Genomic DNA, 24,954 nt, shown 5'->3' with positions numbered 1-24,954 from the left:
TTTATAAGCATAATGAATGATCCAACAGTGGAAGATTAACACTGACAGACATTTCTTCACAACCGCATACAAGCAAGCGATGAATGCTATGGATGACACTATAGCAGGAGCAGCTTCTGGAGAGACTGTACAAGATGCAGCGCCGAAGGATTCACAATCTCAGGCAAAAGGACAGAAGAGTAACGAATGATAGAATTGTTATTCTGAACCCTTTAAGAGATTGGTATTATCCAATCTCTTTTTTTATTGTCCATTTTGTGATTGGACTTAAAACTACACTCTTGAAAACCAATGGAATAGGCAAGCAGGGCAAAAAATCACGTCCCTCTCTCCAAGACCATGCAGGTTGAAATCATTCACTAACAAGACTATAAAAAACGGGGGCGTAAGAATTGGCTAAACAGGAATTAAAAAGAGATTTAAAAAATCGACATGTACAACTGATTGCAATAGGAGGAACCATTGGCACCGGTTTATTTTTAGGATCCGGAAAAGCCATACAATTGGCTGGACCTTCCATTATATTCTCCTATCTGATAATAGGGATTGCCTTGTTTTTTGTGATGAGGGCGCTGGGCGAATTGCTATTATCCAATGCAGGTTATGCATCATTCACTGAATTTGCAACCGAATATGTCGGTCCATGGGCTGGATTCGTGACAGGTTGGACATATTGGTTCTGTTGGATCATGACCGCAATGGCCGATATCATAGCTGTCGGTGTCTATATACAATATTGGTTCGATATCCCTCAATGGATTCCAGCTCTAATATGCCTAGTCATTCTGTTAGGGTTGAACCTATTGACCGTTAAGTTATTTGGCGAATTGGAATTCTGGTTTGCCATCATTAAAGTAATCACGATCCTTGCCTTGATCATCGTAGGAATCATTCTATTGATCATCGGCTTCAACACCAATACCGGAACGGTTTCCGTAACGAACCTATGGAATCATGGGGGCATGTTCCCCAATGGCATTTCCGGATTCCTATTATCATTACAGTTGGTCGTCTTCTCATTTGTCGGTGTCGAATTGGTCGGGGTTTCCGCAGCGGAAACGGCGAACCCGAGAAAGAACATTCCTTCTGCCATCAATAAAATCCCTGTCCGGATTTTACTTTTCTATGTTGGTGCCCTATTCGTCATTCTCTGTGTCAACCCATGGACACAACTTGATGCCTCAAGCAGCCCATTTGTAGAGGTCTTTGCGTTAATCGGCATTCCTGTCGCTGCAGGAATCATCAACTTCGTCGTGTTGACATCCGCTGCTTCTGCATGTAACAGCGGTTTATTTTCAACAAGCCGAATACTCTATACGTTAAGCAGGAATGGCGAAGCCCCTGCTAAACTGGAAAAATTAAATAAACAGGCTGTTCCAAGCAATGCCTTATTAACATCCACAATCGTTGTATCAATAGGGGCATTATTAAGCAAGCTGATACCGGAACAGGCATTTACCGTCGTGACGACCATCAGTGCCATCTGTTTCATTTGGGTATGGAGCATTATCTTGATCTCCCATCTCAAATATTCGAAAACAAGGCCTGATCTAAGAGCCGAATCGACTTTCAAGGCTCCTTTTACACCCTTTGTCAATTACGCCATTTTAGGATTATTCCTATTCATCCTTATTGTTATGCTGTTCGCTGAAGCTACACGACTATCACTGCTCTTGACCCCGATCTGGTTCATACTCTTGGTGATACTATATAACTATCGGAAAAAAAATAGCTAAAGGAAATAAAGCCTTGAATTCAATTCGAATTCAAGGCTTTATCCATCTAAGAAACATATCAAGATTAGGCAGTTGGCGCGTTTTTGCTAAAATATATCACCCAACTCCATTAAATTTTATATCAAAATAGTGTAAGCTATTATATATCATCGGACCTTTTTAAAAGAAGGTAAATCCGTCTTGTATGAATTTTCCTTCCCGGTTTGGTTCACCCAGCCATCAGTGGCATTGAAGAATAAACCCCATTGATGGACGTTTCACTTATTTAAAACGGAGGGGTTTGTTTAATGAAGATTATATATATCCTTACTCTAGTTCCTTTTATAGGCATACTAGGATTTCTACCTTTTGTTAATAAAATAGAACCATACGTATTAGGAATGCCTTTCAATATGTTCTGGATGGCTATGTGGGTTGTCCTTACCTCTGCCATATTGGGCATCATGTATAAGCTGGATCCCAGGAATCGGGAAGGTGACCAGAAATGAATATTGCTCTCTTAATCATTTTAGCATTTTTACTTCTATCGATATTTTTAGGGATACGCTCTTCAAAAGGAAAAGATATGAACTTGGAACAATGGACGGTGGGCGGACGTGGTTTTGGTGCGATTTTCGTCTTTCTGCTGATGGCCGGGGAAATCTATACGACCTTCTCCTTCCTTGGCGGCAGCGGCTGGGCATATGGCAAGGGCGCACCCGCTCTATATGTTCTAATTTACATTACTCTGTCTTACGTATTATCCTATTGGCTCCTTCCGGAAATATGGAAATATGCCAAAGAAAATAAACTGATGTCTCAATCCGATTTCTTTGTGAGCAAATATAAGAGTCCCAGTTTAGGAATTTTGGCTGCACTTGTCGGTGTGGTGTCGATGATTCCAGTGATCGTCGTGCAGCTGAAAGGATTGGGAATCATTGTCTCAGAGGCATCTTATGGTGCCATCTCAATGTCCGAGGCAGTTTGGATGGGGGCGATCAGCCTTACCATTTATGTGATGATCTCCGGTATACACGGTTCTGTTTGGATAGCGGTCATTAAAGATATCATGATGGTCGCCATAATAGGATTTTTGGGGATTTATCTGCCGATCCATTACTTTGGCGGATTTCAGCCGATGTTTGAAGCGATTGATGCGGCCAAACCTGGTTTTCTAAAGTTCCCTGACCAGGGACTTAGCGTATCATGGTTTATCTCCACGGTAATATTGCTCGTATTCGGTTTCTATATGTGGCCACAAGTTTTCAGCGCTGTCTATTCAGCACGCAGCGGCAAGGTATTTCGAAAAAATGCCATCATCAGCCCTTTATATACACTCATGCTGTTATTCGTCTTTTTCGTTGGGTTTACAGCTATATTGAAAGTGCCCGGACTTGTTGGGGCAGATGCAGACCTCTCATTGCTGCGCCTTTCGATTGAGACCTTTGATCCATGGTTTATAGGCATAATCGGCGGAGCTGGATTGTTGACCGCATTGGTGCCGGGATCCATGCTTTTGATGAGCGTCGCTACACTGCTCGCGAAAAACGTATATAAGGAATTTGCACCAGCAGTGTCCGATCGCCACGTTGTACGATTGGCAAAGCTTCTTGTTCCAGTCATTGCCCTTATAGCCGTCTACTTCACCTTAAACGGCGGCGAAACGATGTCAGCATTAATTCTAATGGGATACAGTCTCATTACACAGCTATTCCCGTCCCTGCTCTTTAGTCTGAAGAAGAATAATCCCATCAATAAATATGGCGCAATCGCCGGCATCATCACCGGATTATTCATCGTAATCTGCATTACACTCAGTTCTTCAACTATAGGAACCTTGTTTCCGTCCTTGCCGCAAGCCGCGAAAGATTTGAATGTGGGAATCATCGCCTTGGCGGTCAATTTCATTGTGATGATCACGGTAAGTCTTGCTTTCAAAAAGCACGCGGTTCAGTTGGAACCTAAATCCGTTAACGATATTTGAAACACTTTCTGATTTTTGGATAAAGAAACATTAAAAGAACATCGAAAGGGCTCAGTCAAAAGACTGAGCCTTTCTTATAATCGACATCCAAAGTCATAATGTCCTTTTTCTTAAGAGTAATTATACAAAGTTAATAGCGGACAAAAAACAATGTCTCATATGAAACTACTAATCTTTTTTGTTTATAATCAAAACCCCTATTTTAACTAATAAATACAACGAGAAAATACTCTTTTCAGGAGGTTCGGGCTTTTACTTGGGATTTGGAGTAAATACTCGTGAATTCTACGCTTTTACTAGTGAATTTGGAGTAAATACTCGTGAATTCCACGCTTTTACTCGTGAATTCCACGCTTTTACTCGTGGATTTGGAGTAAATACTCGTGAATTTCATGCCCGTTAAAATTCATTTCCTTTTTTCACGCACCTTCAGTAATCCACTAAAACCTTCCTGTCATCATTCATTGCTTTAACGATTCCCTTATATTCGTGCAACTGTTGCTCCAGTTTTTGTTTTCTATTTACGATCATCCTCGTAACCTCTTTCGGGCTGGGCCCGCCTTGAATGCTTCTAATTTCCACAAAGTATTCGGGAGAGATGATCTTTTTCCATTCGTCTTCAGTTAAATTCACTGCAACGAATTCATTGATGATCTTGTTGATGTCTTGCGTGTCCCAATCATAAAGCTCCTTCCCTTCACCAATCGACCGTTTTGCAATATGACTCGCTATGGAATGAGCTTTTCTAAATGATATCTCGTAATCTCTTGATAGGGTATCCGCTAATTCAGTAACCGTTATACTGGATTTTGCGGCCATTTTCTTTGTATGTTCTTCATTTACTTTCAAAGTCGATATGACGGCATACATTAGTTTCATGACACGTCCTGCATTCGAAAAAGCCCGATATAAATGCGGCTGTAAATCATCTTCCGTATCGACGATATCACCAAATGGCGTATTGTGGATCATATTCATTGCAGCGAGTGCATCACCATACGCACTGCTTGCAATCGAACGGGAATGTTCAATGGAAACTGGATTTCTTTTTTGCGGCATGATGCTGCTCACTTGAACATAAGGATCGGCCACATGAAATGTACCAAACTCCCTTGTCACATGCTGCAGGAAATCTTGAATCCATCTTCCTGCATTGACCATGCACGTCATGATGGCAGTTGCGGTTTCCAATAAATAATCCGCCCCGCCTATCGAGTCATAGGAATTCTCGATCACCGAATCAAACCCAAGCAGTTCAGCAGTACGGTTCCGGCTGATCGGAAAACCGGTGGTCGTTAACGCGGCAGCGCCCAAAGGCGATTGGTTAACCGTTTCATAGGCTGCCCATAACCGGCCAATATCCCTTTGAAGCACATCATAAATGGCTAAAAAGTAATGTCCTATCGTAGTCGGCTGAGCCGGTTGGGTATGCGTGTAACCAGTTATATAGGTTTCTGTATGTTTTTCAGCCTGCACCAGAAATGCCTCACTCAAATGGTTTGCGTAGCCAATCAATTGGAGCAGATGGCCTCTCAAAACAAGGCGGTACATCGCGACTCCCATATCATTACGACTGCGGCCGATATGAATCTTTCCTGCAAGTTCATGACCGATTTCCTCACCTATCTTTGCCTCCATCATGAAAAATAAGTCTTCGAATTGGGGCTGATAGGTCAACTGCTTGAGATCTGTTTGGGCCACTTTCCGAATCCCATCAAGCATGGTTTTCGCCTCTTCTTCTTTAATGATCTTTTGTTCCGAAAGCATGATGACATGCGCCCGATGAATATCGAACATTGCATGAAATAAGTAATCTCTTTGATCATTAAAAACAGGCATCAGAAGCTCTTCTGCATATGTTTTTCCGGGAAAGACACTACCTTCATTTTTGATAAATTCTTCAAGCCTGCTCATCTTTAAACCTCCAAATTCATAAAGCTTTTTCCGCTTTGATTCCAAAAAACTTGTTCGAAATAAAGAGAACGATTACAATCAGTGTGATTTGAATCATCCCATAGGCAGCTGCCTGCCCCATATTGAACATTCGAAGCTGATTCATGATTTCAATGGATATGGGTCTGTTTGAAATCGTGTACAACAGGACCGAGGTCGGGAATTCCCCCACAGATTCGATAAATGCCAATAATGTCCCTGATAAAACGCCAGGCATAATAATCGGAAATATGACCTTTCTGAAGGTATAAAACCACTTTGCCCCCAAGTTTCTGGCTGCTTCTTCAATCGAATCATCGAGCTGCTCCAGAACGGCGTTAGTCGAGCGGACAACGAGTGGGATATGTCTGATGAAATAGGCAAGAGGCAAAATCCAAAATGTTCCTACCAATATTTGACCAAAGGAAAAAACGCTAGGTTCATTGAATGCGAATATCAAGTTCATCCCTATGACCGTTGCAGGCAACGCCCAAGGAATCATGACTAGAATATCGACAAAGCTTTTCCCGACGAATTTCCGTTTGACAAGCACATAGGACGCTATGACCCCAAACACCAGATTTGCCAACGTTGCAATAACCGCCATCAGTAAACTATTTCGTAACGGTTTGAAGATATTAGGATCTTCAAACAAAAGCATGTAATTTTCCACATTAAATACTGTTGGATACGTTTGAAATGTCCAGGTTCCATCTGGCACAAGTGAAAGCAAAAGAATCGTAAAGTGCGGTAAAAGCAAAATAATTACGCCAATGATGCCCGTTACGACCATCACCCATTTCATAATCGGGTTCTTCACTTCACTCCTGTGTGCCCCAATCCCTTTCGAAGCCATTCGATAATCTTTCCTATTCTGATACCAACGCATGAATAATAGAAATGAAATCGAAACGATGGATAGAATGACGGATTGAGTAGCGGCAATTTCCATATCACCATTTATTTTCGAAAAATAAATTTGCAGGCTCAACACCCTGTATCCGCCAGCCAATAAAAACGGGGCACTGAATGAAGCCATTGATATCATGAAAACAAGCAAAGAAGCGGCAACGATGGCAGGTGTCAATAATGGAAATGTCACCTTCCAAAAAACCTTGAATTTATTTGCCCCTAAGTTATAAGCAGCTTCTTCAAGGGACGGATCTATTTTATTGATTGCAGCGGATACGGTCATATAAAAATAGACATACATCGTATAGGCATGCACGATAAGGATTCCCGATACCCCGCCAATTTTAAATGGAACTTTATCAAGACCAAACAGATCCTTGATGGCATTCGGGATCAATCCCGATTCTCCATATAAAAACATAAAAGCCATGACCCCTACCAATGATGGAAGGACAATCGGCAAAATCGCTGCTGATGAAAAGAAGCTTCTGCCGGGAAAATCATAACGGTTAAAAATAAATGCGAGCGGAATGCCAATCAAGGCACTGACCAATACACTCAATAAGGATATATAAACGGAATTCCATAGCGCCTCTAGGTTCGTTTTCGATTCCTGCACGAAGAAGTCCTGATAATTTCCAAGGGATATCGTTCCGTCTTTTTGCAGACTTTCGATAAAGGTCCTCAACGATGGGTAGAGAACATACGCTACGAGCACTAATACAACTGGTATAAGGAGCCAAATCGTCAATCTCGTATCACGATTTTTAATCATGGAGCTTCACCGCTTATGATAGGGATAAGACGCAGCTGTTTCTCAGGAAGCTGGACATACACTTCCTTTCCTTGATGAAAGTATCCAAAATCCTGAGTGTTGAATACGTCGACCCTTAGTAACACGTCTTGAACATCCACCATGACATTCACAACAGATCCAAAGAATTGGACGGAATTTATTTTACCTTTAAAGATATTCATTCCTACTTCGGCTACATCCAGAATTCTGATTGCTTCAGGACGAATCGAAACAGCAAGGTCATCATCAGTCTGTAAGATTGAAATTCCTTCTCTAGCTTGATTTTCTACATTCAATTTAATCGGTTGTTCACTATTTTTAAGAGCAACCACTATATTCTCTTGTTGAACTTTTTCGACTTGAACGGGCAATAGATTAATCTCGCCTATAAAACTCGCCACAAAATCATTGGCCGGCTGATTATAAATTTCTGCCGGCGTCCCGACCTGGTGACATACACCATAATTGAACACAGCGATCCGATCACTCATCGATAATGCCTCAGCCTGATCATGTGTGACATAAATGGTGGTAATCTTATAATCACGCTGCAGCCTTAGGATTTCCACCCTCATTTCATCACGAAGCTTGGCATCCAGATTACTTAATGGCTCATCCAGCAGTAATATTTCCGGTTCGATGACCAGTGCTCTCGCAAGGGCCACCCGCTGCTGCTGTCCTCCGCTTAACTGGCTCACTTGACGATTCGAATAGCTCTCCAGCCTGACCTTTTGGAGGGCATCCAGCACTCTCCTCTTTAAGTCAGCAGAAGAAACTTTTCTCACACGCAAGCCAAACGCTACATTTTCAAAAACAGTCATGTGGGGAAAGAGGGCATAGTTTTGAAAAACCATGCCAGTATTTCTTTTCTCCGGAGGTACACGCGTCATATCTTTGTCGCCAAATCGGACGACACCTTTTGTCGGATAATAAAAACCGGCAATCATCCGAAGCGTTGTCGTTTTACCACAGCCACTTGGACCAAGAAAGGTAAAAAACTCCCCTTCTTTGATTTCCAGATTTAAATGGTCGACAGCTATCGTTTTCCCGAAGGCTTTTTGGACATTCTCTATTTTTATTGACGCCATCCCAACGACACTTCCTTATTCTTTAATTTCTTTATCTCCACTTTTAATATTTTCGTCCCAATATTTCATCCACTCGTCACCTTTTTCCTCGAATGCATTCCAATCAATTTCCATCGCTTTAATTTCTGTTTCCGTGATCCATTCAGGTAAATCCTTCACATCATTTCTGGTCGGAATCCTGTAAAATTCTTCTGCCAAAGTTTTTGCGGCTTCCGGTGAATTCACAAACTCATAAAAGGCTTCTGCCGCTTTTGGATGCTTGGCACCTTCAACGATGGCGATACCTTCTGTCAATACTGGTGTTCCGCTTTCTGGAATGACGAACTCAAATGGATAATTTTTATTTTCCTTAAGCATGACAACATCCGGCATTGCCCATACGGAAAGTGAACCCTCTCCTTTGGCCACCTTGTTATACATCATTTCCGGGTTTGCTGAATATTCCTTTGTGTTTTGGTCGAGCTTCTTTAACCAGTCATACCCTTCTTTTGGGTCATCTGTATCCTTATACGTACGATAAATCATCGCAGAAAAAATTGTCCTCATCGTTCCGGAGGCTAACGGATAGCGAATGATGATTTCGTCTTTCCACTTCGGATCAAGCAGCTCATCCCAATCTTTCGGTACCTCGTCTTTTGATAGTTTTTTGCTGTTATACATGATGACTTCCGGTGTCTGGCTCGTTCCCGTCCAATACCATTCCGGATCGTGGAATCCTTCATCTAGACTATCGGAATAGCTAGGCTTATAAGCAGCCAGCAGCCCATCACTCTTTGCTTGATTGAAGTTCGTGGAAGGTGCCCCCCACCAAACGTCTGCCTGTGGATTACTTTTCTCTGATCGAACGCGGTCAAGGATTTCCTGAGACCCCATATCAAGCCACTCAACATCAATACCATACTCATCTTCGAACTGTTTTTCGAATTTTGATAAAATATCTTTGCCATGCGGTGAATAAACAACGATCTTATCTTCCAGCTCACCCTTTTTTCCCTTGGCACCGCCAGCATCCGAATTCGTTTTCGTCTCGCCACCGTTACACCCCGAAATCAATAGTGCTGCCGATAAGGCCATTACTGAAACAAGCGACTTTTTCCTATTTTTCATTAATACTCCCCCTCATCACGAAAATTCAAAATGCCATCATGTTCCCTTAAGAAAAGGGAAACCGCTCCAAGTACTCCTGCGTTTTCTCCCAGTTGTGAAGTTTTCATTTCTACTAAACTAGGAAGATATCGATCAACGATCTCCCGAATTCTAGGTAAAATGTATTCAGATGAATTTAAAACACCACCTCCTAAAATAATCACCTCTGGATTTAGTAAACTGGCCGCATTGACAATGCCGCAGGCCAAATGCTCGATGGCTTCATTTATGACGGCCATAGCTGCCGCGTCTCCTTTTTTTGCTGACAAAAAAGCATCCTCCCCCGATAGTTCGGAAGATTTGGCCCGTTCGAATAAAGAATGCTGAGGATCCTTGAGAACCTCCCTTGTAAAATGACTGCCAATCGACTTTCCTCCTGCGACACTTTCCAAATAGCCGTATCTATGGAAAACCGGCTTGAATTCACGCTTCATATCCTCTTTGTCCGTTACCATATAACCCATTTCCCCAGCTGCACTGGAAGCCCCTCTGTATAACTGGTTATTCAAGATGATGCCGCTTCCTATCCCCGTGCCAACCGCAATGAACAGCAAATTCCGCTTATTTTGGGCATTGCCCAGCCACTGTTCACCTAGCGCAGCCGCGTTTACATCATTGTCTAGAAAAATGGGGAAATCAAAATACCGTTTCGCTTCGGCTATGAACGGATATTGTACCCAGCCTAAACTCGGTGCCTCTATTACCAATCCGCTTGCCGTTTGCGTTATACCAGGAATCCCGACTCCCATCCCCAATATCCTGCCTTTCGCAATCTGATTCTTTGCAATTAACCGTTCCGTTTCAATCGCCATTTGTTTAAGAAGCCCTGATTGTAAATAGATGTTAGTTGAAAAACTAGTGTCGGCAAGGATGTTGCCGCTTAAATCACTTAAAATGATTTTCACTTTCGTCCCGCCTATATCGACCCCGATGATATAGGCAGCCTTTTCATTAAAAAATAGCTGGATAGGCCTTCTCCCGCCTTGAGAGGAGGATTCTCCTATTCCTTTCTCAAATACCCATTTCTCCTGTATAAGTTCATCTACAGCCAGAGAAACAGTTGGTTTACTTAGCTGAAGCTTAACGGCGATTTCAGCTCTTGAAATGGGCGAACATTCCTGGATGCATTGAATGATTCTTTTTTTATTGACATATTTTTGATGACTGGGTGGTCTTTTAAAACTCATCACATCACGGCCTTACATCATTTAGTTAGTAAATTTTACTAATTAAGTAAAAATATAACTTAAAAAAATCCAGCATACAAGTTATTTTTCAGAACTTTTAAAATGTTCAATTTTTAATAGTTACTTCGCATCATTTACATTTATACCCATTAGTGCTATTTATTAGATAAGTTTTTCTTGGTTAGTTAGAAAATATTACTAACCTACATTTTTTTTAGGTCTTTTATAAAATGAAGGGGGTTAAAAGAATAATGAAAAAAGCTTTGTTATCGTTGCTTTCCCTTTTGTTGGTCCTTGCATTATTGCCGCTTGGAGGTAGCGCTGCAATTCCTGAGGAAGCTAACGTTGAGTTATGGAATGCGGTCAAGCCGCTCGAGACGACCGTGACATTCTTGAACAGCGGTGCCCATCCGGATGATGAACGCAGTGACTTTCTCGCTTATCTCTCGAGAGGGTTAGGGGTTAAGACATCCAGCCTGATTGCAAACCGTGGTGAAGGAGGACAAAATGAAATTGGGGATGAACTGGACAATGCCCTTGGAATCATCCGTTCGAGGGAAATGATAGAAGCTGCAAAAATCACCGGGGTTAAGGCCTATCATCTAAGTGAAACAACCAGTGATCCCATTTATGATTTCGGCTTCTCGAAAACACCAGAGGAAACATTGGAAAAATGGGGCGAGGAACTCACCTATGAACGCCTTATCCGCTTTATTCGAACGTATCAGCCGGATATATTGATGCCATCCTTTCAAAATGATGATACCCAGCATGGACATCATCGAACAATGACAATCTTAAGTGAACGTGCTTTTAAGGATGCCGCAGATCCAACTGTTTTCCCGAAACAATTGAAACAAGGTCTATCGGTATGGCAAGTGAAAAAATTATATTTACCTGTTTCCTCCTCAGATCAAGCAACCACTTCCATTGAAATCGGTAAATATGATCCAATATACGGCATGACTTACCCTCAGCTTGGAGAACAATCCCGCTATCTGCATAAAAGCCAAGGCATGGGTTCCGATATCCCTGCAGCACCTCGCCAGGTCCATCTGGATTTAAAGCAAAGTGACGTTGATACAAAAAACAAGTCGGATCTTTTTGCAGGTGTACCTTATAATTTCGCTGAATGGGCTGAAAAACTCCCTCACTCGTCTTCAAAATTAAAGGCAGAATTTAAATACCTGCAAAGGAATTTGGACGCCGTTATTGCGGCTTATCCCAATGAAAAACGTGTTTTTTCAACATCCCAAAATGCTCTTTCCAAAGTTCGTTCAATTACTGCGCAAGTCAAAAAGGCAAAGCTAAGCCCTGCCATTAAGAACGACTTGCTCCATAAACTCTCATTAAAAGAAGAGCAATTACAAAACGCCAGTTATGTCTCTTCAGGACTGGATGTTCAAGCTAAAGCAGCCTCAAACATTCTTACGAAAGGGCAAAGTACAAATGTAACCGTAACGGTTAAGAATAATGGGAAACAAACATTGAAAAAAGTCACTGCTACATTGAACGTGCCTAAAGGATGGCAGACTAAAACAAAATCTAAAGATGTCAATCTGGCACCTAATAAATCAGCAACGATCACCTACAAGGTTGAAGTCCCTAAAGATGCCGCCTATTACCATGCCTATGATGAATCAACCATTACAACGAGCATTTCTTATAAATACGGCAGCACAAAAACAGCAATCAAGGAAGAAGTGGGCGGAACGATCGCTGTCCTTCCCGACGTTGGCCTTACCCTATCACCTGAAGATATCGTCGTAAATACAGCTGAAGTAAAAGAAGAAGTCCCAGTGACCGTAACTTTGAAAAACTATACAGAAGGAAAAGCATCAGCAAAGGTCGCTTTAAAAGTCCCTGAAAACTGGGGGGTTCAACCAAAAAATACCACTGTATCATTTAATGAAAAATCAGAAGAAAAACAAGTGAAGTTCACCCTCAGACCGCCGAAGACAATTCAAAATGGTGAATATCATGTTAAGGCTGCTGCTACTGTCAATGGGAAAACTTTTGATTCGACCATTCAGGAAATTTCCTATGACCATATCGGAACATTCTATTACCAATACCCAGCAGCTATCAACACCGTTGCATTTGAGCTTTTGAAGCCAGCTTCATTAAAAGTGGGGTACATTGAAAGCGGATTCGATAAAGTGGCAGATTATTTGAGCAATGCAGGCCTGAACATTACGAAGTTAACTGCAGCCGATTTAGCTGAAGGTGATTTAAGTCAATATGACACGATCGTTACAGGCATCCGTGCTTATCTATCAAGGGAAGATTTAAAGGCAAATAACGCGCGCTTACTTGAATATGTGGAAAACGGCGGTCATCTTGTCGTTCAATACCATAAACCTGGTGATGGATGGGATGCCCTGAAGACAGCTCCATATCCCCTTACCCTCGGGAATCCTTCCATCCGCTGGCGGGTAACCGATGAAAACGCCACGGTAAACGTCTCGAAACCAGAATCGGCTCTCTTTAACTATCCAAATAAAATAACAAGTGATGACTGGAGCAATTGGGTCCAAGAAAGAGGATTGTATTTCCCAATGGAATGGGATGAACGGTTTGAAACATTCATTTCCATGGCCGATCCAAATGAAGAACCATTTGATGGTGGAATCCTTATGGCTAAATACGGTAATGGCACCTACCTCTACACAAACCTTGTCCTATACAGGCAAATTCAAGGCCAGGTTCCAGGCGGATATCGAATCATGACGAACTTGATTAGTTACGGTGCCAAGTAAATAAGAAAAAACCTATGCATGTGGCAAATGCATAGGTTTTTTTTGATGCTTGCCCGATGATTTCATAAACATGCCTGACTGATTCCTGCTCTAAAAAACAAAAAAGTTATGCACAAAGTTAAGGGAAAGGGTGATGCGTTTGGGTTTCCCCTCATTTCCCGCATTCCTTTGCCCACACTTTATGCACAACTTCATTCATGATGTACCATGGTCTCTTACAGTCATCCCGTTAAAGCACTTTGCTCAAGAATGCTTTCGTTCTTTCGTGCTGAGGGTTCCCGAATAATTTATTCGGCTCATTTTCCTCCACGATATACCCTCCATCCATGAATATGACCCGGTCCCCGACTTCCCGGGCAAAGCCCATTTCATGCGTAACGACGACCATTGTCATGCCTTCCTTGGCAAGTTGTTTCATTACCTCCAGAACATCGCCGACCATTTCAGGGTCAAGGGCAGAAGTCGGTTCATCAAATAGCATGATTTTCGGATTCATCGCTAATGCCCTTGCGATGGCGACCCGCTGTTTTTGTCCGCCGGAAAGTTCCCCTGGATAGCTATTTGCTTTTTCTTTAAGGCCAACCTTATCCAATAACTCAAGCGCCAACCTTCCTGCTTCCGCTTTATCGGTGGCACGAATTTTAATAGGACCCAAGGTTATGTTCTCAAGGACGGTTTTATGGGGAAATAGATTGAAATGTTGAAAAACCATTCCAACTTCTTGCCGGACTTTGTTTATATTGATTTTCCTTTTAGGATCGGTTATATCATGTCCGTTAATGACCACCTCACCGCCCGTAACTTCCTCAAGGAGATTCAGGCAACGCAGGAATGTACTCTTTCCAGATCCAGAAGGGCCTATTACGCAAATTACTTCCTTTTCCTGCACTTCTGCATTAATGTCTTTTAAAACCTCGACAGTTCCAAATGATTTTCTCAGGTTTTTTACAGTAATGATGCTCATCGAACTTGTACCCTCCTTTCTATGAAATTAGCAATTAGGGTTAACAAATAGATGATGATAAAGTAAATCACACCAACGGCCAGCCAAATCTTGAATGCTTCAAAGGTTGCCGAAGCTTGAATCTGACCTTGCTGGGTTAAATCGGCTATACCAATGACGGATAATAGCGAAGTATCTTTCAAGCTGATGATCGATTGATTCGTAATGGTAGGGAGCATCCTTCTAAAGGCTTGCGGCAGCACAACATACCTCATTGTTTGAGTACCCGTGAACCCGATGGATCTTGCCGCTTCCGTTTGTCCTTTATCGATGGATTGTATCCCCGCCCTTATTATTTCAGCAAAATATGCCCCTGCATTGATTGCAACGGTAATTATTCCAGCTGTTGTACTGTCCAAAGAAATCAAGTTCAGTGAATTCACACCAAAATAGATAAAGAACAACTGCACGATGAACGGTGTCCCTCGTATCGCATCCACATAAACCTTTGCAATCCAGTTCAAGATTTTGATGGGGGCAAGTCGCAGCAAAGCCACCACTAAACCAATCAAAAAACCTAGGATAATGGCAATCACAAAGATATAAAGTGTCACCTGAAGTCCTTTTAATAAAATAGGCAATGCCGCAACAATTATATCCATTTCTTTCACCCCTTTGAAAAAGAAAGCGCGCCATAAGCGCGCCTATCGAGATTTAATCTATTGTTTTATTCACCAAGATACGTTTTAATTATTTCATCATACGTGCCGTCTTTTTTCAGATTGGCAAGACCATCATTTATTTTCTTCAATAAATCCTCGTTTTGCCCTTTCAATACAGCAATTCCATATTGGTCACCATTCAAACGGTCACCTACGATTTTCAACCCAAGATCTTTTTGGGCAATCGCATAGGAGATTACCGGGTAATCTTCTATAAGAGCATCCGCATTACCGTTGGCCACTTCCTGGAACATCGCTGGACTATCATTGAATTGAACTACTTTAATTCCTAGCTTAGTAGCATTATCCTGTGCATACTTAGCACCTGTTGTCCCTTTTTTGACTGCAATGGTTTTTCCTTTAAGATCTTTAACAGTTTTAGTGCTTGTATTATCTTTTTTAACAACTATTGTTAATCCTGCATCAAAATATGGTGTTGAGAAATCTACTACCTTTTTTCTTTCCTCTGTAATGCTCATGCCCGCAATGGCCACATCAAGCTGATTGGCTTGCATAGCCGGAATGATGCCGCCAAAATCCATCGGAGACAATTTGATTTTAAAATCCTGGTCTTTCGCAATTGCATTGATCAATTCTATATCAATACCTTTATATTCGTTCCCCTCTTTAAATTCAAAAGGAGGATAAGTCGTATCCACACCAACCTTATACACCTTTTCAGGTTCCTTTTCCTCACCTGCATTTTTTTCTTCATTGGTTCCACAAGCCGAGATAAAGATAGTTAGAATCAAAAACATACTCAATAAACCAAGTTTCTTCATTCAAATCACTCCAATTCTTAGATTATACGTGATAATAAATAATTCTCCCTATAATATAGCATAAGAATAAAGTATTATAATATGAATTTTTAGAATATATATTATTTTCTTTAAATAATTTTTATGGATGTTTTTCCTAATATTGTTTCAGTGATGGAAAATCAAAAAAGGATATGGAAACCTTCACTATAAGAATAGCCGATCATGCCATCAATAATAGGAAATACCCCTTTATATCCAATAAGGTCATTGTAAGCATGCAGAATTGCAACAAGGTAAAAGAGGCGCAGAAAACATTTAAAGGGCTGTCCCAATTTCGGAGGAATTCGACTTTCCGGGCAGCCCTTTTTCTGATAAACATTAATGATTTTTGTACTTTCTCTTTTCAAAAAACCATTACAAAACACCGCCTTATAACCTAGAATGTTAGCCATTCTTATTGAACTCTTCCCCCTGTTAATTGAATAACTAAACCTTTGATCCTTCCAAAACAGAAGAACCTGAAGCACACTATTATATATTTCCTTTTTACCTTAAATTGTAATTGACTTATCAAAAGATAAATAGTATTTCCGAAAATCCACACTCACTTATTACTAATCCTTTTCTTATCTTGCTCTTTTACATATCTATTGGACAATACTAATCCTTTTAAAGATAAAAGAACAATTAAGAGGAGCCCTATATCTATGTTCAATTTAATTTTCTCCTGTATTTTAACGCCACCACTTATAAAAGCTAATAGGTCTGAAATAACGCCTTCTTTAACTAAAGTGCGCTATAAATCCATAAAAAAAGCTGCCTTAAAGACAGCTTCAATCTTAACCAATGCACCTGCTGGTCTTTAGCAACATGTCTCTTTGATACTTCGGAATACCTTTATGCTCTCCATATCGACGCAGCTGCCGACCTGTTCCCTGTTCATATATTTGTAGATTTTTCAGTAATACAGACTCCATACAAACGCTATAAGGATTAAGGAGGGGCATTCACAATTCTTGTTTAACATGAAAAATTTTCTTATTCAATCTAGGGATATACATAACTAGAAAACCAGATCTACCCACACTAAAGACGATGAAGGCAAGCCATAAGCCGTGATTGCCCCAGATGGGGGTTGTAGTGACTTGCACAATAATATACGCAATCAACGCGTAAATCATAGAGTTTCGAACCGGTGCAATTTCAGTCGCTCCCGTAAAGACACCGTAAATGACGAGTCCGAAACAGGCTGCAAATGGGAAAATAATTAGCCAAGCTCCATATATATTCGAAAGCTCAATTACTCTCGGTAAATTCGTGAAGAGTCCAATAATCTGTTCTTGAAATAGTCCATAGGCGCAAGCAATGAAGAAGGCGGATAGAATTGACCATTGCCAGGACAAGGTGAGCGTTTTTTTATATAATTTTTCGTTATTTGAACCAATCGCTTTACCTACGAAAATGCTGGAAGCATTTGCAAACCCATCAAAGAAATAAGCCATAATATAATGAATTTGAATCAATACAGCATTTGCAGCCAATTGTTCTGTACCAAAAGAAGCACCTTTTGCTGTAAACAAGTTAAAAACGGCTAATAAACAAATCGTTCGAATAAATAAATCCCGGTTAACGATAAACATCTTTTTCATAGAATGTGAATCTATAAGCGTTCCCACAGCTGGCATTTTCCATTGAATCGGTGATGCCTTCAATAATAGGAGTAAGCCAATTAAGAATGCTGTGATTTCTGCGATTAAAGTTGCCATAGCCACCCCTTTTACGGCCAAAGAAAAGACATGAACAAACAAAATGGCAAGAACAATATTTAGAACATTCATGAACACTTGTAAAAATAAAGATATTTTAATCTTCGACATGCCCATCAACCAACCAAGAATTACATAATTCATCAAAGTGAAGGGAGCTCCCCAAATTCGAATTCGAAAATATTCCGCTGCAAATTTGCTAACATCGGAATCAGGGGCGATCAGTTTCAAAGCCGCATATTCAATCGGCCATTGTAGGAGGATAAAACAAAGACCTACAATGACAGCTAATAAAAAAGGGCGAAACAAAGCAAGTGCTCCTTGAGCTTGATTGTTTGCCCCATTAGCTTGAGCGGTAAACGCAGACGTGCTAACTCGTAGAAAACCGAATAACCAATATAAAGTATTAAAAATAATACTGCCTACTGCAACTCCCCCAATATACGCCGGATCTGGAAGCTGACCAACAACTGCAGTATCCACAGCCCCTAATAAAGGGGTTGTCATCGTTGAAATCGTTAAGGGGATAGCTAAAGCAAGGTATGTTCGATGATTCATCCAATTTCCCTCCAATATGTTCTTCGGAAAAAATAAAAGAGCCTCGATTTTCAAGTTGAAATCGAGGCCTTCCAATCAATAAATATAAATTCTAGACTAGGTCTTGTTAATCCTCGTTGGAAGAGAACGAAAACGTGGATGCTCAGCAAGGATAGAACCTCTCATCTGTTTGACGACAGGATGTTCTGATGAAAAAAACTGATTTTTAGAATCGTAAAGCTCGATTAATTCTCCTTTTTCCAGTACACCCAAAGTATCCGCGATTGAATAAGCCGCTTTAATATCATGTGTAATAAAAAGATAAGATAAGCCGAAGTCTTTTTTTAACTCACTTAATAATTCTAAAATTAGTGTTTGATTAACCATATCCAGACTACTTACGGATTCGTCTAAGACGATTAGCAGTGGCTTAAGAGAGATTGCTCTAGCAATATTAATTCTTTGCAATTGTCCACCGCTAAATTGGTGTGGATATTTTTTTAAATCATTCTCACTTAGGCCTACTCTTTCCAATAACTCAATAACGGTTCTTTTTTGTTCGGCTACGGTTAGTTTTTCATAGTTTTCTAATGGTTCGCCTATAATATGCTCGGCTGTCATTCGTGGATTGACAGATGAATACGAATCTTGAAAGACGACTTGTAGATCTCGGCGTATCTTTTGTCGAATAAGCTTATCAGCAGTATAAATATCATGCCCTTGAAACAGAACTTGTCCTTGCTGTGGACGTTCTAAGCCAAGAATCACTTTTCCTAATGTGCTTTTTCCAGCTCCACTCGTCCCAAGTAGTCCTAAACATGTTCCTTCGTCAATAGAGAGGGAAATGTCAGTGAGTACTTTTTTTGAATGATCTTTCCATTTAAAAAACGTATGAGAATTATAGCTATGAGTTACTGCCTTTACTTGTAATAAACTCATTTGTTCCCCCCTCAAAAGAATGCAATCTATATATCACAACACATGGGTGATAGGTTCTTCATGATTTAAGATAAGGCGGGCATTTAGCAGTTTCTTTGTATACTCATGCTGCGGATTATCAAATAGTTCAAATACATTTGCAGTTTCTACAATTCTGCCATGTTGCATAACGACTACATCATCAGCCATTTCAGAAATGACTCCTAGATCATGAGAAATGAGTAAAATGGATGTTCCATATTCAGCACGAATTTTATCCAAGTGGCGAAGTACTTGTAATTGGTTATGAACATCGAGTGCAGTTGTCGGCTCATCAGCAATAATAACGGAAGGATGTAAACATGCGGCCATCGCAATCATCACGCGTTGAAGCATACCTCCACTCAATTGAAAAGGATAGCTTTTTAATAGTTTCGCGGGATCTGGCAGGTTTACATTTTGCATAGCATCGATGGCAAGCTCTTTTGCTTGTTTTTTATTCAATGAGGTATGAGACCTAATCGTTTCGATAAATTGATTGCCAATTGTAAAAACAGGCGTAAATGAATTCATCGGATTTTGCATAATAAAGGCAATATCCTTGCCACGAATTTCACGTATTTCTTTATCGTCTAAACCATTCAATTCTCGTCCTTGGAGGGTAATGCTACCTTCAATCGTCGTTGTTTTCCGATCAAGAAGCTGCAGAATGGACATACTCGTAACGGTTTTACCACTCCCACTTTCCCCAACAAGACCCAGTACCTTCCCTTTTTCCAGTTCAAAATTAATATCCTGAACGAGGGTGGAAGCACCATCTTTTGTTTGTACTTGTACATGTAGATCGCTCACTTTTAATACATTCGACCGTTCTGTTCTCAATCTTCTCATTCCTTTTTATTAACGACGTTTGACTCCAAAACGTTCTGATAGCGCTTCGCCTAATAAATTGAAGGTGACGACAACAAGCATAATCATCAAACCTGGATATAGCATTAATTCTGGATTCGTCCGAATATACGATTTCCCTTCATGAATCATCGCTCCCCATTCTGGTGTAGGGGGTTGCACACCTAAACCTAGAAACGACATGGCAGATATATCCATGATGGCCCAACCCATTTCTAATGTACCCATAACAGCGAGCGGAGGGAGAACATTTGGAACAATATGTTTCTTTATTATCTTCCATTGAGAAGAACCGCTTATTTTAGCTGCCTCTATATAGTTTTGTTCTTTCAGACTAAGTACCATTCCTCGGAAAATTCTCGCATAATACACCCATTGCACAAGCACCAATGCTAAGATGACCTGTTTAAGGCCAGGTCCCAATATACCAACAAGTCCAAGAATGAGCAAAAGATTCGGAAATGCCATAACACCATCACAAAGTCTCATTAGCACTTGGTCCACCCATCCGCCTTTATAACCAGCAATGGTTCCAACAATCAAACCGATGCCTAAAGATGAAATAAAGATTAATGTGGCAAATCCTAACGAAATGCGAGCTCCATATAAGAGGCGTGATAACGTGCATCTTCCTAAATGATCAGTTCCCAATGGATATTCAAAGGAAGAGGGCTGTAGTTTATTAGCTAAATTGACAGCAATAGGATCATTAGGTGCAATCCAAGGTGCCAAGATGGTGATGATAAATAGGAAGCTCAATATTATCGAACAAAGGACAATCACTTTCTGACTTCTCATCATAATGCGAAGACTTGTTATCATTGACGTTGCCCTCCTTTTCTGGAGATGCGTGGGTCGATACACATTTGAATCAGGTCAACAATCAAGTTGCTAATAATGAATAGTCCCGCTGCTAAAAGCACATAGCATTGAATGACAGGAATATCCCGATTAAAAATAGCTTCAATAAAATAACGACCAAATCCTGGCCAGGAAAAGACCGCTTCGACGATAATGGTTCCAGTCAGCAGCTTTCCTAAATTCATCCCTAGTCCAGTAATCATAGGAGATATGGCTATTCTCAATACATGTTTTCCCATAATCACTTTTTCATGAATCCCTCTTGTGCGAGCAAAAAGGATATAAGGTTCCTGTAAATTTTCAAGAACGCTAGCACGTAATAGTCGAGTATACAAGGCTATTAATGGCAAAGCTAAAGTAATGGAAGGGAGAACCAGATGTTGCCAAGTCCCGATTCCTTCAACAGGGAATAGATCGAGTTGAACAGAAAAGAAAAAAATCAATAAATAACCAAGCCAAAAAGAGGGGATCGATGCCCCGAAAAAAGAGAGAAGTCGACTAAAATGGTCGATTCCACTGTTTTTCTTAATGCCTGCCCAAAAACCAAGAGGGACACTGACCAGGACCGCTAATATGATGCTACCTAAAGCTAACTGAATGGTCGCTGGCATTCGATATGTAACCTCGTCCCAAACAGGTTTATTCGAAACATAAGATATGCCAAAATCAAATTGGCATATCTTAATGATAGAGTTTACATATTGAATATGGAGAGGTTGATCTAAGCCAAACTCATGTCTTTTCTGAGCCAACATCTCATCTGTGGGTTGGATATGTGCTGCCGATAAATATGCCTCAGCTGGGTCCACGGGTGAAAGGTGAATCATTCCAAACGTTAGAAGGATGGCCAAAAGAAAGATGGGAATAATGGCCATAATTCGTTTCAAGATATAAGTGCCCATGAAAACCCTCCTGTAACTTACTACTCGATGCTAATTCCTGTGAATGGATGTTCATCCCGGTTAGCAGGGAATGTAAAATTAGATACATCTTTTTGATAAACAGCTATTTTCTTGATATATGAAATAGGTGCAATCGCTCCTTGTTCTTGTAGTGATTCCAAAATAGTTGAGTAAAGTTCTTGACGTTCTTTTTCATCCGTTGTTCCAGGAACATCTGCAATTTGTTTTAACAACTTATCTCTGTTCGGATAAGATGAAATGGCTTCGTTAAATCCAAATCCTTCTGAACCAACAATGTTTACAAAAGTATGGGGATCATAGGGTGCGCCATAGTTACTAAAGAAATTCAATTCAAAATCATTAGCTTTAAATCTTTGAATTTGTACCGTAAGCTCAACTCCAACAATATTTAATTTAACACCTAGTGCCGCCCACTCAGATTGTAATGTTTCAGCCATTGCTTTTTGAATCGATTCTGCAGAGTCGTACATTAACTCGATTTCAAGTGGTTTTCCGTCTTTTTCACGAACACTTTTTCCTTTAGGCAGCTTCCAACCCGCTTCATCTAATAAAGCTTTTGCTTTTTCGACATTATAATCAATCGGTGTTACATCAATGTCTGAAGTATAAGGGAAGTTTGTCGGTAAAATAAAATCTGCCTTCTCTTCCAACCCAGAAGTCACTCCGTCAACCATTGCCTTTTTATTAAATCCATATTGTAACGCTTGACGAACACGTAAATCTGAAAGCTGTTCTTTCTTCGTATTCATAACTAGTTGTCTTGTCGCAACCGGATCAGAAATACTAGTCTCATAGGTACCTGTTGTTTCTAATTGTTTGAAAGCATCTAGACTGATAACGCCTTCACCATATATAAGGTCTATGTCACCTTTTTCAAAAGCAAGAACTCGGGTTTCAGCATCAGGAATGATCTTGATTTTGATTTTCTTTATTTTAGGGAGTTCACCCCAATAATTTTCATTGCGTTTGAAAATAGCATATTCATCTGCTTTATATTCTTCCAAAATCCATGGCCCTGTACCGACTGGTTTTGTAACTCCTTTTGAAGTGTCACCATCTTTAGGGAATCCAGCATCACCTAAGAAACGGACTGGACGAACGACGGCCAACTCTTGAATAGTAGGATAATATGGCTCCTTTAATGTTAGTTTAAACGTGTTTTGGTCAATTACTTCCGTTTGATCCACTTTCGGAATAAAGCCCAACCAACTATGTAAATCAACATTTTTCAATATAGCATCAAAGTTCTTTTTCACAATTTCAGCATTAAAGCTTGTACCGTCAGAAAATTTCACATCTTGACGTAGATTGAACGTATATTCCTTCCCATCCTTGGAAATTTCCCAAGATTCAGCTAAATGTGGTTTCAGCTTGCCTCCATCTTGGTAGCTAACCAAAGGTTCATATACCATCGATTGAGCGAATAATTGAGAAGGATTATAGACATGCGGATTCATTTCACCTATATCCCTAGGCCAAGCAAAAGTAAGCATGTCTTTACTGTCTTTATTTGAAGTTGAATTTTCTTTTGATTCATTTGTACATCCAAGTAAAAGCGTTGATAAAATTAAAACGATTGCTGATATAAATAACACTTGTTTGCTGTTTCTTCTTTTTGACATAATATTGGTGCCTCCAGTACCATATTGAGAATCATTTTCAATTCTAATGAGTAACTATATTATTGTCAATATAATGTCGAAACTCTAGAAAGATATAAATATGTTTTATTAGAAACATATAACCTCAATATCGTTTTCATATAAGAATGATGGTGCTGCTCCAAATAATTTATATATGAATTCAATCTGGCTTTTGAGAGATTTTTGTTGAAGTTGTCTTTTTTTTGCATATGGATTCACCCCCACTCCGCAGATGATCTCTTTGCTGTTCGAAATTTTTATAATCCTAGCATAGATGGACTCTCTTCTTTATAAACCGATGATATTGCTCCACTATGTTAATCAGATACTTCTGTTGTCTAAGTAGCATACCATCAGTTATGCTTTTTCTTTTTTCAACTCTTTAATGGCTATAGGTTAACCAGATTCTTATCCACTGTACTGACACGAGATTAGCAACATATTTTGACCGCTAAGCTTTCTTGAAGAAGTACTTTACAGCCTTTTTGTTCCCACCAATTGTATCTTCTTATTAAGGCCCGCAGAAATAAAAATGCCTGAACTTGACTCTCCCCTTTTGCCACATCCAGACCATTCATTGTTTCCCTCCCTCTACTCACTAACCAGTACCCCTAGTCCTCCATGTAGTGTCATAGCTTCGCTTGTTATACGAAATCTATGTCCCAACAAGCCTTCAAACATGTTGCTACGCTGACAGTTTAGTAACGGGATCCATATCCCGCGCACCCGTACGTCCTCCCCTGGCTACTGATATAAATGATTCTATTTAAAAAGGTCAACCAGTAATTTTTTTTACTGGTCGACCTTATAATAAGAACGCACCTGTTCGATTTGTGAATCGAATTAAGATTCGTTGATTTGTACTAAAGCAGCAATATTGCGATAGGTGCAGTAATAATTAACGTGATGAGCGTCCGTTCAAACCAGATTACAACCAACTTCGTAATGCTGATTGAGATTTCAGTTGATAGGATACAAGGCTGATGAGCCCAACGGATAAAATGGACGGCAGAATGCTCATTGTCATAAGAAAACCGTCCTTTAGGTTTTCCCATAAATTTCTGCCAAGACTAACGGAATTGTTTGCTCCCACCATCGCACTGTTCCAGGCATATCGGAAAAGTCCTTCTTTGATAACTTCTTCTGAATCCGCATTATCCGAATAATAAACGTCGCTCATTTTATTTAATGGCCAAATACGTACGGTAATGGCAGTGACAAGATACGTTATCCCTAAAGAAACCCAAAAGAAAAGGGACCATAAGTCCATAAGCCCAGGAGTTTTTGCTACAACGTTCATGAACGTTGCTGAAACGGTTGAAAAACCCGTTGCAATAATAGCGGCCTCTTTAAGCGTGTATTTTCCTTCTTTTATATGCTTCTTGCTCCCTGCTTGGGTAAAAAATAGTTTTTTTACACTTACGTTTAATTAATTGTTAAATTGGGGAA

At 40.3% G+C, this 24,954-nt stretch carries 21 protein-coding genes, 1 pseudogene and 1 riboswitch; of the genes and pseudogenes, 5 read left to right on the top strand and 17 right to left on the bottom strand.

All coding sequences use genetic code 11. From position 1 onward, the window contains the following. The first annotated feature begins 106 nt into the window (after nt 1–106). A riboswitch (glycine riboswitch) is annotated at nt 107–185 on the top strand. Between the two features lie 207 nt (nt 186–392). The 4 genes from AC3ISB_RS03100 (at nt 393) to AC3ISB_RS03085 (ending at nt 4,102) form a co-directional block, all read left to right on the top strand. After that, entirely contained in the window at nt 393–1,736 is a 1,344-nt protein-coding gene (locus tag AC3ISB_RS03100; RefSeq protein ID WP_489275530.1) for an amino acid permease, read from the top strand. A gap of 287 nt (nt 1,737–2,023) precedes the next feature. After that, nucleotides 2,024–2,224: a DUF3311 domain-containing protein gene (locus AC3ISB_RS03095; RefSeq protein ID WP_098370527.1), complete on the top strand. Its 201-nt coding sequence runs from the start codon at nt 2,024–2,026 to the stop codon at nt 2,222–2,224. After that, entirely contained in the window at nt 2,221–3,699 is a 1,479-nt protein-coding gene (locus AC3ISB_RS03090) for a sodium:solute symporter family protein (RefSeq protein ID WP_489275528.1), read from the top strand. Before AC3ISB_RS03095 ends, AC3ISB_RS03090 begins: the two co-directional genes overlap by 4 nt. Before the next feature lie 256 nt (nt 3,700–3,955). Then, nucleotides 3,956–4,102, top strand: a complete 147-nt coding sequence (locus AC3ISB_RS03085; RefSeq protein ID WP_489275527.1) for a hypothetical protein — start codon at nt 3,956–3,958, stop codon at nt 4,100–4,102. Between the two features lie 26 nt (nt 4,103–4,128). Here the strand turns inward: AC3ISB_RS03085 and argH are convergent, their stop codons facing one another. Genes argH through AC3ISB_RS03060 form a run of 5 tightly spaced genes read right to left on the bottom strand, consistent with a single transcriptional unit; the run spans nt 4,129 to nt 10,760 of the window. Next, a complete protein-coding gene (argH, locus tag AC3ISB_RS03080; RefSeq protein ID WP_489275526.1) occupies nt 4,129–5,613 on the bottom strand; it encodes an argininosuccinate lyase in 1,485 nt (494 codons plus the stop codon). A 16-nt stretch (nt 5,614–5,629) separates the two neighbouring features. Next, complete coding sequence (locus AC3ISB_RS03075; protein ID WP_480339846.1) at nt 5,630–7,318, bottom strand: ABC transporter permease; 1,689 nt, start codon at nt 7,316–7,318, stop codon at nt 5,630–5,632. Then, the gene (locus tag AC3ISB_RS03070; RefSeq protein ID WP_098370522.1) at nt 7,315–8,427 is read right to left on the bottom strand and encodes an ABC transporter ATP-binding protein; all 1,113 of its coding nucleotides are present in this window, start codon (nt 8,425–8,427) and stop codon (nt 7,315–7,317) included. Before AC3ISB_RS03070 ends, AC3ISB_RS03075 begins: the two co-directional genes overlap by 4 nt. 15 nt (nt 8,428–8,442) lie before the next feature. Further along, nucleotides 8,443–9,534 (bottom strand): extracellular solute-binding protein, encoded by a 1,092-nt coding sequence (locus tag AC3ISB_RS03065; RefSeq protein ID WP_098370521.1) that lies wholly within the window; start codon nt 9,532–9,534, stop codon nt 8,443–8,445. Then, entirely contained in the window at nt 9,534–10,760 is a 1,227-nt protein-coding gene (locus AC3ISB_RS03060; protein WP_098370520.1) for an ROK family transcriptional regulator, read from the bottom strand. The genes AC3ISB_RS03065 and AC3ISB_RS03060 overlap by 1 nt, the downstream gene beginning before the upstream one ends. Before the next feature lie 251 nt (nt 10,761–11,011). Here AC3ISB_RS03060 and AC3ISB_RS03055 point away from each other — a divergent pair, with 251 nt between their 5' ends. Next, nucleotides 11,012–13,519, top strand: a complete 2,508-nt coding sequence (locus AC3ISB_RS03055; protein WP_489275523.1) for an NEW3 domain-containing protein — start codon at nt 11,012–11,014, stop codon at nt 13,517–13,519. Nucleotides 13,520–13,748: 229 nt separating this feature from the next. Here the strand turns inward: AC3ISB_RS03055 and AC3ISB_RS03050 are convergent, their stop codons facing one another. From AC3ISB_RS03050 to AC3ISB_RS02995, 12 genes and pseudogenes are all read right to left on the bottom strand, one after another. Then, a complete protein-coding gene (locus AC3ISB_RS03050; RefSeq protein ID WP_489275521.1) occupies nt 13,749–14,483 on the bottom strand; it encodes an amino acid ABC transporter ATP-binding protein in 735 nt (244 codons plus the stop codon). Beyond that, nucleotides 14,480–15,124: an amino acid ABC transporter permease gene (locus AC3ISB_RS03045; RefSeq protein ID WP_098370516.1), complete on the bottom strand. Its 645-nt coding sequence runs from the start codon at nt 15,122–15,124 to the stop codon at nt 14,480–14,482. The genes AC3ISB_RS03050 and AC3ISB_RS03045 overlap by 4 nt, the downstream gene beginning before the upstream one ends. Before the next feature lie 65 nt (nt 15,125–15,189). Further along, entirely contained in the window at nt 15,190–15,966 is a 777-nt protein-coding gene (locus tag AC3ISB_RS03040; RefSeq protein WP_098370515.1) for a transporter substrate-binding domain-containing protein, read from the bottom strand. A gap of 161 nt (nt 15,967–16,127) precedes the next feature. After that, nucleotides 16,128–16,400 carry a hypothetical protein gene (locus tag AC3ISB_RS03035; RefSeq protein ID WP_480339842.1) on the bottom strand — a complete coding sequence of 91 codons (273 nt, stop codon included), beginning with the start codon at nt 16,398–16,400 and terminating at the stop codon, nt 16,128–16,130. Between the two features lie 555 nt (nt 16,401–16,955). After that, entirely contained in the window at nt 16,956–18,272 is a 1,317-nt protein-coding gene (locus AC3ISB_RS03030; protein WP_489275518.1) for an MATE family efflux transporter, read from the bottom strand. A gap of 96 nt (nt 18,273–18,368) precedes the next feature. After that, nucleotides 18,369–19,190, bottom strand: a complete 822-nt coding sequence (nikE, locus tag AC3ISB_RS03025; RefSeq protein WP_141992648.1) for a nickel import ATP-binding protein NikE — start codon at nt 19,188–19,190, stop codon at nt 18,369–18,371. Between the two features lie 33 nt (nt 19,191–19,223). Continuing rightward, nucleotides 19,224–20,051: a nickel import ATP-binding protein NikD gene (gene nikD, locus AC3ISB_RS03020; protein ID WP_141992649.1), complete on the bottom strand. Its 828-nt coding sequence runs from the start codon at nt 20,049–20,051 to the stop codon at nt 19,224–19,226. Nucleotides 20,052–20,069: 18 nt separating this feature from the next. Beyond that, nucleotides 20,070–20,900 (bottom strand): nickel ABC transporter permease subunit NikC, encoded by an 831-nt coding sequence (gene nikC, locus AC3ISB_RS03015; protein WP_141992650.1) that lies wholly within the window; start codon nt 20,898–20,900, stop codon nt 20,070–20,072. Then, nucleotides 20,897–21,841 (bottom strand): nickel ABC transporter permease subunit NikB, encoded by a 945-nt coding sequence (gene nikB / locus AC3ISB_RS03010; RefSeq protein ID WP_489275516.1) that lies wholly within the window; start codon nt 21,839–21,841, stop codon nt 20,897–20,899. The genes nikC and nikB overlap by 4 nt, the downstream gene beginning before the upstream one ends. Before the next feature lie 20 nt (nt 21,842–21,861). Next, complete coding sequence (nikA, locus tag AC3ISB_RS03005) at nt 21,862–23,484, bottom strand: nickel ABC transporter substrate-binding protein (protein ID WP_489275515.1); 1,623 nt, start codon at nt 23,482–23,484, stop codon at nt 21,862–21,864. A gap of 452 nt (nt 23,485–23,936) precedes the next feature. Next, the gene (locus AC3ISB_RS03000) at nt 23,937–24,083 is read right to left on the bottom strand and encodes a hypothetical protein (protein ID WP_181762188.1); all 147 of its coding nucleotides are present in this window, start codon (nt 24,081–24,083) and stop codon (nt 23,937–23,939) included. A gap of 285 nt (nt 24,084–24,368) precedes the next feature. Next, nucleotides 24,369–24,892: pseudogene (locus AC3ISB_RS02995) on the bottom strand (hypothetical protein); the annotation flags it as partial. Between the last annotated feature and the right edge of the window lie 62 nt (nt 24,893–24,954).

This window comes from Peribacillus sp. GL_122 (assembly GCF_057835005.1).
Note: the sequence above shows the minus strand (reverse complement) of the source record. Positions and strands in the feature narration are given on the sequence as shown.

Bases quoted from the DNA above. Each gene is read 5' to 3' on its own strand.
- AC3ISB_RS03095 (WP_098370527.1), top strand. From the start codon at position 2,024: ATGAAGATTATATATATCCTTACTCTAGTTCCTTTTATAGGCATACTA.
- nikE (WP_141992648.1), bottom strand. From the start codon at position 19,190: ATGAGTTTATTACAAGTAAAGGCAGTAACTCATAGCTATAATTCTCAT.
- AC3ISB_RS03000 (WP_181762188.1), bottom strand. From the start codon at position 24,083: ATGAATGGTCTGGATGTGGCAAAAGGGGAGAGTCAAGTTCAGGCATTT.
- AC3ISB_RS03050 (WP_489275521.1), bottom strand. From the start codon at position 14,483: ATGAGCATCATTACTGTAAAAAACCTGAGAAAATCATTTGGAACTGTC.
- AC3ISB_RS03035 (WP_480339842.1), bottom strand. From the start codon at position 16,400: ATGGCTAACATTCTAGGTTATAAGGCGGTGTTTTGTAATGGTTTTTTG.
- AC3ISB_RS03075 (WP_480339846.1), bottom strand. From the start codon at position 7,318: ATGATTAAAAATCGTGATACGAGATTGACGATTTGGCTCCTTATACCA.
- AC3ISB_RS03065 (WP_098370521.1), bottom strand. From the start codon at position 9,534: ATGAAAAATAGGAAAAAGTCGCTTGTTTCAGTAATGGCCTTATCGGCA.
- AC3ISB_RS03030 (WP_489275518.1), bottom strand. From the start codon at position 18,272: ATGAATCATCGAACATACCTTGCTTTAGCTATCCCCTTAACGATTTCA.
- argH (WP_489275526.1), bottom strand. From the start codon at position 5,613: ATGAGCAGGCTTGAAGAATTTATCAAAAATGAAGGTAGTGTCTTTCCC.
- nikA (WP_489275515.1), bottom strand. From the start codon at position 23,484: ATGTCAAAAAGAAGAAACAGCAAACAAGTGTTATTTATATCAGCAATC.
- AC3ISB_RS03060 (WP_098370520.1), bottom strand. From the start codon at position 10,760: ATGAGTTTTAAAAGACCACCCAGTCATCAAAAATATGTCAATAAAAAA.
- nikC (WP_141992650.1), bottom strand. From the start codon at position 20,900: ATGATAACAAGTCTTCGCATTATGATGAGAAGTCAGAAAGTGATTGTC.
- nikB (WP_489275516.1), bottom strand. From the start codon at position 21,841: ATGGGCACTTATATCTTGAAACGAATTATGGCCATTATTCCCATCTTT.
- AC3ISB_RS03045 (WP_098370516.1), bottom strand. From the start codon at position 15,124: ATGGATATAATTGTTGCGGCATTGCCTATTTTATTAAAAGGACTTCAG.
- AC3ISB_RS03070 (WP_098370522.1), bottom strand. From the start codon at position 8,427: ATGGCGTCAATAAAAATAGAGAATGTCCAAAAAGCCTTCGGGAAAACG.
- AC3ISB_RS03090 (WP_489275528.1), top strand. From the start codon at position 2,221: ATGAATATTGCTCTCTTAATCATTTTAGCATTTTTACTTCTATCGATA.
- AC3ISB_RS03055 (WP_489275523.1), top strand. From the start codon at position 11,012: ATGAAAAAAGCTTTGTTATCGTTGCTTTCCCTTTTGTTGGTCCTTGCA.
- AC3ISB_RS03040 (WP_098370515.1), bottom strand. From the start codon at position 15,966: ATGAAGAAACTTGGTTTATTGAGTATGTTTTTGATTCTAACTATCTTT.